Source organism: Ilumatobacter nonamiensis YM16-303, from assembly GCF_000350145.1.
GTDB classification, from domain to species: Bacteria; Actinomycetota; Acidimicrobiia; order Acidimicrobiales; family Ilumatobacteraceae; genus Ilumatobacter_A; species Ilumatobacter_A nonamiensis.
The window spans coordinates 1-7257 of record NZ_BAOL01000321.1; the positions used below are offsets into that span (position 1 = coordinate 1).

A 7257-nucleotide genomic window follows, 5' to 3' on the forward strand; every position below is an offset into this window, starting at 1 on the left:
CCATCCGGTGTCTGACACCCGATGGTCCTAGCCCTCGGTGAAGGCGGTCGTGTCGGGTTCGGGGGAGTAGGCGGTGAGTTCGATCGTCACGTCGGCTCCCACGAACTCGGCGAGCACGCCCGAGTCGAGCACGCAGTAGGTCTTGGTGCCGCCGGCCACGGTGACGTCGACGCAGAGTGCGTTCTGGCCGGCGATCTCCTTCGTGGATGCGACGGGATCACCGATCCGACGTTGCGCGTCAGCGCGGAGTCGCTGGGCGAACGCCGGTCCGTAGAAGGTGTGTGGCAGTTGGGTGTCGCTGATCCGGGCGTCGTTCAAGGACGCCTCGCACTCCGAGGTCGTGAGGTCACACGTGCGCTGGTCCCCGCCATCGACGATGAACCGCACGGAGCGGTCCTCGTTCTCGACGGTGATCGAGCGACGCTCACCCGCGGCCTGTGCGACGATGCCGGTCGACGAGACCGTGTTGAACTTCGTCTCGATGTCGTACTCCGCGGTGAACTCGGACGCGTCGACCGAATCGAAGAGCGCCAGAACCGAGTCGATCGCCTCGTTCCCCGAGGTTTCGGCCGGACCGGTCGATTCGTCGTCGAACGTGGGACGCTCGCCCGTGAAGCAGCCACCGAGGACGACGGTTGCCGCGAGGATGCCGACGAGCGCACGGGATCGGCGACGGGGCCGAGGCGATCGGGACGGTGATGCGGCCGGGGTGGCGGCCGATGCTGCGGTCATCAGACGGTGGAGGCTACGACCGGTCGACCGGGATCGACCCGCAGGTTCGCCGTTACCCTCCTCGGCGTGATCAGACTCGAGGCGGCAACCGTGCTGCTCCAGTGGGCGACCGGCGGCATGTTGTTCTGCTGGTTCACGACCCGACGGCGAGTGATCGGCGTCGGCTACGGCTGGCTGTTGCGCGGGACCTACCTCTGCTTCGCACTCGGAGCGCTCGCTGCCGGACTCGCGTTCGGCGTCAACCCGATCCGCGAAGCGGCGTCCGCTGGCGTGGCGCTGGCGTGCCTGGTCGGGCTGGTCATCTCGATCATCCGTCGTCGCGCCGGAGTGTCGGGCCAGCAGGCCGAGTTCGACCGGCGGTCGGAACGGGTCGCGGCGATGACGGGGATCGATCGTCAACCAGCGGGCGACGAATCCGTGGACCCCGAATCGTCCGTCGACGCCAACGGACCCGAGTTCAATCCGGTGCTCGACCTCGTTCCGGCGATCATCGGCTCGATCGGCCTGGTCGCCGCCGCGTTCGATGCCGGTGGGAACACGACGGTCGCCCTGCTCCGGACCCTGATCGGCGCGGCGTTCATCGGTGCGGTGAGCGACGCGATGTTGCTCGGCCACTGGTACCTCGTGCAACCCGGGCTGCCGCGCAAGCTGCTCAACGAAATGGTCAACGCCCTCGCCTGGCTCTGGCCGTTCGAGGTCGGAGCACTGCTGCTGCCGGTGGGCATGGCGAGCGTCTGGGTCGGAACGGTCGACGACGGCTGGAACGGCCTGCTCGGGTGGATGTGGGCGATGTGCGCGCTCACCACGATCATCCTCATCTTCGTCACCAAGGCGGCGCTCAAGGAGCGCTACTACTCGGCGGTGATGGCCGCCACCGGCCTGCTCTACCTGGCGATTCTGACCGGTTTCGGCACCGACATCGTCGCTCGCGCCGTGCTCGACCAGACCTGACACCGCACCCGACCGGGGCGAAGAGTCTCGCTCGATCGTGGTGGGCTGTGACATGCTTTCGAGATGGCACGCCCGGTCTGGAGTGGAACGATCTCGTTCGGGTTGGTCGCGATCCCGGTGAAGCTGTTCCACGCGGTGCGGCGCAAGTCGGTGTCGTTCAACCAGCTCGACGAACGCAACCTCGCCCGGATCCGCTACCGCAAGGTGAACGCGGAGACCGGTGAGGAAGTGTCCGACGAGCACATCGTCAAGGGCTACGAGGTCAGCAAGGGCCGCTACGTGGTCGTCGACCCCGACGAACTCGAACCGTTCATGCCGGCGGTCACCAAGACGATCGAGCTCGAGGAGTTCGTCGACCTCGATCAGATCGATCCGGTCTACTTCGACACCGCCTATCACCTCGCACCCGATGCCAACGCCAAGCCGTACGCGTTGCTCGCGCAGGCGATGGAGGCGTCGGGCAAGGTCGGGATCGGCCGGTTCGTGATGCGCAACAAGCAGTACACCGCTGCGATCCGCGCCGAGGAGGGTCGCATGGTGATGTCGTCGCTGGCGTATGCCGACGAGGTCGTCGACCCGCTCGACATTGAGGAGATCGCCGGCCTCGACGACGTCGAGGTCAGCGACAAGGAGGTGCTGATGGCCGAGTCGCTGGTCGAGTCGCTCAGCGCCGATTTCGAACCCGAGAAGTACCACGACGAGTACCGCGAGCAGGTGATGGCGCTGATCGAGATGCGCGCCGACGGCGAGGAGATCACCACGCCGAAGGTTGCCGAGGACGACGCGCCGAAGGTCATCGACATCATGGCCGCGCTCGAAGCGAGCGTCGCCGCCGCGAAGGCGAGCCGTGAGAACCATCCGGCTCAGCGGGCGACCAAGAAGAAGGCCGCCACCAAACGCAGCTCGAAGAAGAAGGCCGCAGCCAAGAAGAAGACGGCCGCCAAGAAGCAGGCGGACAAGAAGTCGGCGTGAGCGAGTCCACCGTCGTCGAGATCGACGGACACGAGGTCAAGCTCACCAACCTCGGCAAGCAGCTGTATCCGTCCGGTTTCACGAAGGCCGAGGTCATCGACTACTTCGTCCGCATCGCTCCGACGGCGACGCAGCACCTGGCCGGACGCTGCATCACGTTCCGTCGATATCCCGACGGATCCGACGCCGACGGGTTCTTCGAGAAGCGATGCAACCGCTACCGGCCGGAGTGGGTGCCGGTGGCACTCGGTCCCGGCGATCGCCGCGGCGGCATCGAGTACTGCTGTGTGGAGGACACGGCGACGATGGCCTGGGCGGCGAACCTCGCTGCACTCGAACTGCACGCGCCGATGGCGCTCGCGGAGGATCTCGACACACCGCGCACGCTGGTGTTCGACTTCGATCCGGGACCGAAGACGTCGATCGTCGAGTGCTGCCGAGTCGCGCTCGCAACTCAGGCTGTGCTCGACGCCGTCGAGCTTCGGGGCTGGTGCAAGACGTCGGGTTCGAAGGGCCTCCAGATGTACGTGCCGCTCAACACCGAAGGGGCGACGCATCAGGGAGCAGCGGACTTCGCGCTCGCCGTCGGCCAGGTGCTCGAGCGACAACTCGACGGAGCGGTCACCACGGTGATGGCCAAGGACGCGCGGCCCGGAAAGATCTTCGTCGACTGGAGCCAGAACGCGCACCACAAGACCACGATCGCCCCGTACTCACTGCGCGCGCGGCCGCGGCCGACCGTGTCGACGCCGGTGACGTGGGACGAGGTTCAGGAGTGTGCCGACGGCGAGGCCGAGCTGGTCTTCGAGGCGGCAGACGTCCTCTCCCGGGTGGACGAGCACGGTGACCTCTTCGCATCGGTGCTGACGGTCGAGCAGGAGTTGCCCGCTCCGCAGACGTGAAGCCGTCGGCGTCAGGAGATCGCGCCGGACGCCCGCAGTTCCTCGGGATCGAAGCCGAGTTCGCTCACGATGTCGACGGTGTGCTCGTCGTGTGCGGGTGCCGGTCCCGAGATCGCCTGTGGGGTCGTCTCGAATCGGGCGGCGGGACGCGGTTCGCGGATCCGCCCTGCTTGTGGATGATCGCTCTCGACGAACACCTCGTTGTTGACGATCTGTGGATCGGTCGGAAGATCGTCCAGCGTGTTGATCTTCGACGCGGGCACGTCGTACTCGCTCGACCGTTCGAGGAAGTCGGCGAGTGAACACTCAGCCGCTGCGGCGGCGACCACGGCGGTCATGTCCTCGACGTTGGCCATCCTCGACACGGCGTCGGCGAACCGTGGATCCTCGGCGATGTCGGGTCGTCCGTAGGTCGCGCACAGCGCAACGAACTCGGCATCGGTGACCGCACCGGCACTGGCGAACCCATCGGCCAGTCGCGTCACCGAGTAGTTCGCGGCGAGTGTCGGTCGGCGGCTCGCATCGTCGTCGAGGAACATCGCGTCCATTCCGGAGTCGGGCCACATGAACGCGATCGCGGCGTCGATCATCGCCAGTTCGATGTGTTGGCCCGCCGCCTTCCCGGTGGCGCGAGCGAACAGCGCGGCCGTGATCGCCTGGGCAGCGGTGTACGCGGTCGCCTTGTCGCACAGCAGCGTGCGAAACATCGTCGGCTCGCCGGTCTCGGGGTCGGTCTGCACGCTGGCGAGCCCCGACGCCGCTTGGATCACGTTGTCGTACACCCGCCGTCCGCTGTACGGGCCGGTCGATCCGTACCCCGAGATCGAGGTGTAGATCAGCTCGGGGTTGATCCTGCGCACGTCGTCGTACCCGAGACCCAGCCGGTCCATCGCTCCGGGTCGGAAGTTCTGGATGACGACGTCGGCATCCTCGAGCAGGCGCTCGACCACGCGCCGTCCGTCGTCGTTCTTCAGGTCGACGACGAGTGAGCGCTTGCTCCGGTTGTTGTTCGCATAGATCCCGGTCATCCCGTTCTTCGACGAACCGAGCAGGCGCATCATGTCGCCGAAGCCGGGCGTCTCGACCTTGATCACGTCGGCCCCCTGATCGGCGAGCATCATCGCCGCGAGCGGTCCGGAGATCATGACCGAGAAGTCGACTACCCGTACACCGTCGAGGGGCCCCATCGGTGCATGCTGTCACGCCGATGCGTCGGTGGGCGAGCCGCCATTCGGGAGATCGGGGGGCTGCCGCGTTCGACGGGTGTCGCCGGGTCATCATGGACACGGTCATGAGGTCGTTCCGATGGTGCATCCCCGTCCTTGCCATCGCGGCGCTGTCGGGGTGTTCGTCCGATGACACGACGGGCACGTCGGCCGCCCCCGGTGGTTCGGAACCATCGCCCGCCGAGACGACCGCGGCGACATCGACTTCTCCCTCGACGTCCACCTCCACCTCGACGTCCACATCGACCACCGCGGAACCGGCGGGGACGACGACCACCGTCGCAGCCGAGGAACTTCCGCCGACCGATGGCGCGGACGAGGATCCGTCGTTCGAACTGGGTCCCGACGTGGTGCTGGACCTCGACGTCGCCCGGTTTCCGGTCGATGACGCCGGGGTCGGCGGCGGGGCGCCCGTCGACACGGGAGCGACAGCAGCGCCGCTCACCGGGTGGGCCGGATTCGACGCCTCTCTCGAGTCGGCGTTGATCCGGCCGGGCAACACGGCGGCCTCCGTGGCCGTGCTGATCGACGGCGACGTCGTGCACAGTTCGGCATTCGGCCAGCGTGATCCCGCGACCGGGGACCGCGCTGAGCCGGAGGATCGCTTCCGCATCGCGAGCATCTCCAAGACGATCACCGCGATCGTTGCGCTCCAGTTGGTGGAGGACGGCGTGATCGGACTCGACGATCCGGTGGGTCAGTTGGTCGCCGATCACATCGGTGCCGGGCCGATCGGATCGTCCGCGAACCTGACGCTGGGCCAACTGCTGACCCACCGTTCGGGCTTCGGGAAGTACGACACGGCATTCTTCCGCGGGGGAGCGGCCGACTGTGCCGACGCGGCCCGTCAGGGTCTCGCCAGTGGTGCCGCAGGCGGTGGCTACGTCTACAGCAACATGAACTACTGCGTGGCGGGCCTCGCGATCGAAGCGCTGACCGGACTCTCCTACGAACAGGCGGTGTACGAGAACCTGCTCACCCCGCTGGGGATCTCCGGAATGCGGCTTCCTCCGACGTTCGACCCCGGTCCCGGAGAGACGCAGCACGTCTCGACACCGGGGCGCAACTACATGGAGACCCTGGCCGGAGCGGGGGAGTGGATCGCCAGTCCGACCGACCTCGTCACGATCATGGACTCGCTCGACAGCTCCACGCCGGGCTTCAAGCCACTCGACGACTTGACCGCACTCCAGATGATCATCCCGTACGGCGGACAGCTCGGACAACGGGGATACGGCTACGGGATGATCTCGTACGGCGGAGGACGATTCGGCCACACGGGCACGATCGAGTCGACCCACGCGATGCTCCTGAACCGGGGCGACGGCGTGACGTGGGCCGTGACGGTCGCGGGTCAGATTCCGGACGAATCGACACGACTGGAGCAGATCGTGAACTCGGCGTTCGCCGCGGGAGGCTTTGTCGCCGGGTGAGAACGACGATCGCGCCGTGCGTACGATCGAAACATGTCGACGGGAACCGCACCCATCCCGATCACGGTGATCGGCGGGTATCTCGGCGCCGGCAAGACGACGTTGGTGAACGAGTTGCTCCGAGGTGCCGATGGTCGTCGACTCGGCGTCGTCGTCAACGACTTCGGCGAACTGGGCATCGACGCCGAACTGCTGCAGGCGGCTCTGGACGGTGGTTCGACGACGACGCCGTCCGACGCCACGCCGATCGTGAACCTCGCCAACGGGTGCGTGTGCTGCACGCTCGGCGACGACCTCCGTGCGACGCTCGACGAACTCGTCGCGATCAGACCGTCACTCGATCACATCGTGATCGAGGCCAGCGGCGTCGCCGATCCGGCGGTCGCCGCAGCATGGGGAACCGTGCCGGGATTTCTTCGCGGTGGCGTGGTCGTACTCGCCGCGGCCGACGCCGTGATGGCGAAGTCCCGTGACCGCTATGTCGGCTCCGAGGTCGTACGCCAGATCGCCGGGGCGGACCTGGTGATCGTCACCAAGACCGACCTCTGCGAACAACCGCAGGTGGATCGCGTCGTGGACTGGGTCGGCACGAACACGGATGCCCCCGTCGTGATCGCGTTCCACGGCGAGATCGACGTGGACGTCGTACTCGGTCGTCGAACGGACACGGGGGTGGCCGGCGAGCCGGATGCCGAAGGACATGCGGGCGACAGCGGTCGCTATCTCACGTGGTCGACGCGAACCGGGACGGTCGAGGCCGATGCGCTCGACGCGTTCCTGGACGCGCTGCCCGACGGTGTTCTCCGCGCGAAGGGGTTCGTCGATGTACGCGATGGATCCGGACGCGTCCACACGCAGCTCGTCCAGGTGGTCGGTCGTACCGTGTCGATGGTTGCGACAGACACGTCCGGCGCACGCGGCCTGGAGGTCATCGGGATCGCCGGCGTTCTCGACACCGCCGCACTCGACGCCCTCGCGACCGCCCACCTCGACCCGTTCTCGTGATCAGTTCCGGTGCTCCGTGCGCGAACTGTTCACGAG

The 7257-nt window shown here is 67.0% G+C and carries 7 protein-coding genes; 5 read left to right on the top strand and 2 right to left on the bottom strand.

Features of this window, described 5'->3' with window-relative positions; genetic code table 11:
* Positions 1 to 27: 27 nt before the first annotated feature.
* The gene (locus ON45_RS20375; protein WP_040496584.1) at positions 28 to 732 is read right to left on the bottom strand and encodes a hypothetical protein; all 705 of its coding nucleotides are present in this window, start codon (positions 730 to 732) and stop codon (positions 28 to 30) included.
* Positions 733 to 798: 66 nt separating this feature from the next.
* Between ON45_RS20375 and ON45_RS20380 the strand changes: the two genes are divergently transcribed.
* The 3 genes from ON45_RS20380 (at position 799) to ligD (ending at position 3557) form a co-directional block, all read left to right on the top strand.
* The gene (locus tag ON45_RS20380) at positions 799 to 1683 is read left to right on the top strand and encodes a hypothetical protein (RefSeq protein WP_040496585.1); all 885 of its coding nucleotides are present in this window, start codon (positions 799 to 801) and stop codon (positions 1681 to 1683) included.
* Between the two features lie 63 nt (positions 1684 to 1746).
* Positions 1747 to 2655, top strand: a complete 909-nt coding sequence (gene ku / locus ON45_RS20385) for a non-homologous end joining protein Ku (RefSeq protein ID WP_040496586.1) — start codon at positions 1747 to 1749, stop codon at positions 2653 to 2655.
* Positions 2652 to 3557: a non-homologous end-joining DNA ligase gene (ligD, locus tag ON45_RS20390; protein WP_040496587.1), complete on the top strand. Its 906-nt coding sequence runs from the start codon at positions 2652 to 2654 to the stop codon at positions 3555 to 3557. The genes ku and ligD overlap by 4 nt, the downstream gene beginning before the upstream one ends.
* Positions 3558 to 3568: 11 nt before the next feature.
* Here the strand turns inward: ligD and ON45_RS20395 are convergent, their stop codons facing one another.
* Entirely contained in the window at positions 3569 to 4744 is a 1176-nt protein-coding gene (locus ON45_RS20395; protein ID WP_040496588.1) for a CaiB/BaiF CoA transferase family protein, read from the bottom strand.
* 104 nt (positions 4745 to 4848) lie between these two features.
* On the opposite strand from ON45_RS20395, the gene ON45_RS21955 reads away from it, so the two are divergent.
* Together ON45_RS21955 and ON45_RS20405 are read left to right on the top strand one after the other, a co-directional pair.
* Positions 4849 to 6216, top strand: a complete 1368-nt coding sequence (locus ON45_RS21955; RefSeq protein WP_148288809.1) for a serine hydrolase domain-containing protein — start codon at positions 4849 to 4851, stop codon at positions 6214 to 6216.
* Between the two features lie 33 nt (positions 6217 to 6249).
* Complete coding sequence (locus ON45_RS20405; protein ID WP_051063500.1) at positions 6250 to 7221, top strand: CobW family GTP-binding protein; 972 nt, start codon at positions 6250 to 6252, stop codon at positions 7219 to 7221.
* Positions 7222 to 7257 lie beyond the last annotated feature (36 nt).